General features: G+C 74.7%; 2 protein-coding genes. Both read right to left on the bottom strand.

Going from position 1 to position 1,663, the window contains the following annotated elements:
• Positions 1 to 236: 236 nt before the first annotated feature.
• Positions 237 to 1,223: an asparaginase gene (locus OOT08_RS10285; protein WP_325092558.1), complete on the bottom strand. Its 987-nt coding sequence runs from the start codon at positions 1,221 to 1,223 to the stop codon at positions 237 to 239.
• 37 nt (positions 1,224 to 1,260) lie between these two features.
• Complete coding sequence (locus tag OOT08_RS10280) at positions 1,261 to 1,647, bottom strand: nuclear transport factor 2 family protein (protein WP_325092557.1); 387 nt, start codon at positions 1,645 to 1,647, stop codon at positions 1,261 to 1,263.
• Positions 1,648 to 1,663 lie beyond the last annotated feature (16 nt).

Here is a 1,663-nt window from a genome sequence, read left to right as displayed (position 1 = left end):
AGTTCCTCGGCGGTGCGGAGCAGCCGAGTGCCCCCGGTCCGGTCCCGGAGGCTCCAGTGTGCGCCGAAGCGGCCGAGGCTCGCCCGCGTGCCGAGGCGCTGGGCCACGGTTCGCGTGAAGGCGGGCTCGAGCCCGCGCAGGCCGAGGAAGGCCGTCACGGTGCTCGTCGGGGCGTTGGCCCCGCAGGCTCCGCACATCGTGTGCTCCGTTTCTGCGACGCCCAGGGGCGCCGCGGCTCAGCCGGTCGCTGCGGTGTCTCGGTAGGCGACGAAGCGCTCGGCGAACTCGACCGGGGTGCCCGTCTCCCCGAGGAGGACCGCGGCGAGGAGGCGGGCCTGATAGGGGTTCAGGTCCCCGGCGGCGATGGCTCCCGCGGCCACCAGGTCGACGCCTCCCCCGTTGCCGTAGACCGGGACGACGGGGCCCCAGGGGGTCCGGGTCCCGAGGATCACGGGAACGCCGCCGCGCACAGCCTCGGCAACCGCGTCGACGAAGCCGGGGCCCGCGTTGCCGGTGCCGCTCGCGATGAGGACGATGGCCTCCGCGCCGAGGCCGAGGGCCGCGCGCATGAGGTCGGGTCCGATCCCCGGCCCCGTGGGGATGAGGTCCACCCGGCGCGCGGCGAAGCCCTCCCCGGGGAGCGCGAAGCGTGGCGCGCGGGCGGGGAGGGCATCCACCTGGACCCGGTCGCCGATCAGGTGCGCCACCGGCACGCCGCCCCGGAAGGGGTCGGGGGCGAGCGTGTCCGCTTTGCGAGCACCGCGTGCCGTGCGGGCCAGCCCGCCGAAGGCGATGAGTGCCCCGGCCTGGGCGAGGGCGGGCGTGGCCGCGAACTCGATGGCCTGCGCCAGGTTCGCGGGCCCGTCCGCGGAGAGGCTGTCCGCGGTGCGCTGCGCGCCCGTGAAGACGACGGGCACCCGGGCCTCGTGGCAGAGGTCGGCGAGGAAGGCGGTCTCTTCGACCGTGTCGGTGCCGTGCGTGATGACGATGCCGTCCACCCCGGGCTCCCGGGCGGCGTCCTCGATCCCGCGGCTGATGAGCCGGAGGTGCCCGAGGTCGAGCAGGTAACTGCCCAGCGTGAGCAGTTCCCGGGTGCTGGTTTCGTGCCGCCCCGTGAGCCGCTCCGCGAGCGTCGCGGCGGACTCGGCCGCGATCGCGCCGCCGTCCGCGGTCTGGGTCGAGGCGATCGTGCCGCCCGTGCCCAGGATTCTGATGTGTGCCATGCTGCGCGCTCCCTCGGGGATGTGGTCGGACTCGGGGCTAGAGCGAGGCTCGGGTGCCCTGGTGGAAATACAGGCGGACCCCGTCCGGTGTCCGCCGCCAGATCGAGGAGCGCCGCGTCACCCCGTCGGTGTCGTGCAGGAGGTAGGTGAGCAGCACGGCATCGGGGCCGAGGACCTCGGTCACGGGCTCGCTCAGGCGCGCCCGCTCGAACGGGTAGTCACTCCCGGCCCGCAGGTCCGAGAGCAGCGCGTTCGTGTCCCAGACCCGGCCGGAACGGCCAAACTCTCGGAACTCGGGGTGGAGCAGGGCCACCATGCGCTCGGCGTCACCGCGCACCCGAGGGTCGAGCAGGTCCTGCTCCCCGCGCAGGGCGGCCGCGGCGAGGTCCTCGGTCCCGGTGGTCTCCGAGCTGGCTTCGGTCATGGTGGCTCCTCCAGGT

Source organism: Leucobacter sp. M11 (genome assembly GCF_035726885.1).
Classification (GTDB): domain Bacteria; phylum Actinomycetota; class Actinomycetes; order Actinomycetales; family Microbacteriaceae; genus JAPFRB01.
Note: the sequence above shows the minus strand (reverse complement) of the source record. Positions and strands in the feature narration are given on the sequence as shown.

Coding starts and splice junctions, on each gene's coding strand:
- OOT08_RS10285 (WP_325092558.1), bottom strand. CDS start 1,223: ATGGCACACATCAGAATCCTGGGCACGGGCGGCACGATCGCCTCGACC.
- OOT08_RS10280 (WP_325092557.1), bottom strand. CDS start 1,647: ATGACCGAAGCCAGCTCGGAGACCACCGGGACCGAGGACCTCGCCGCG.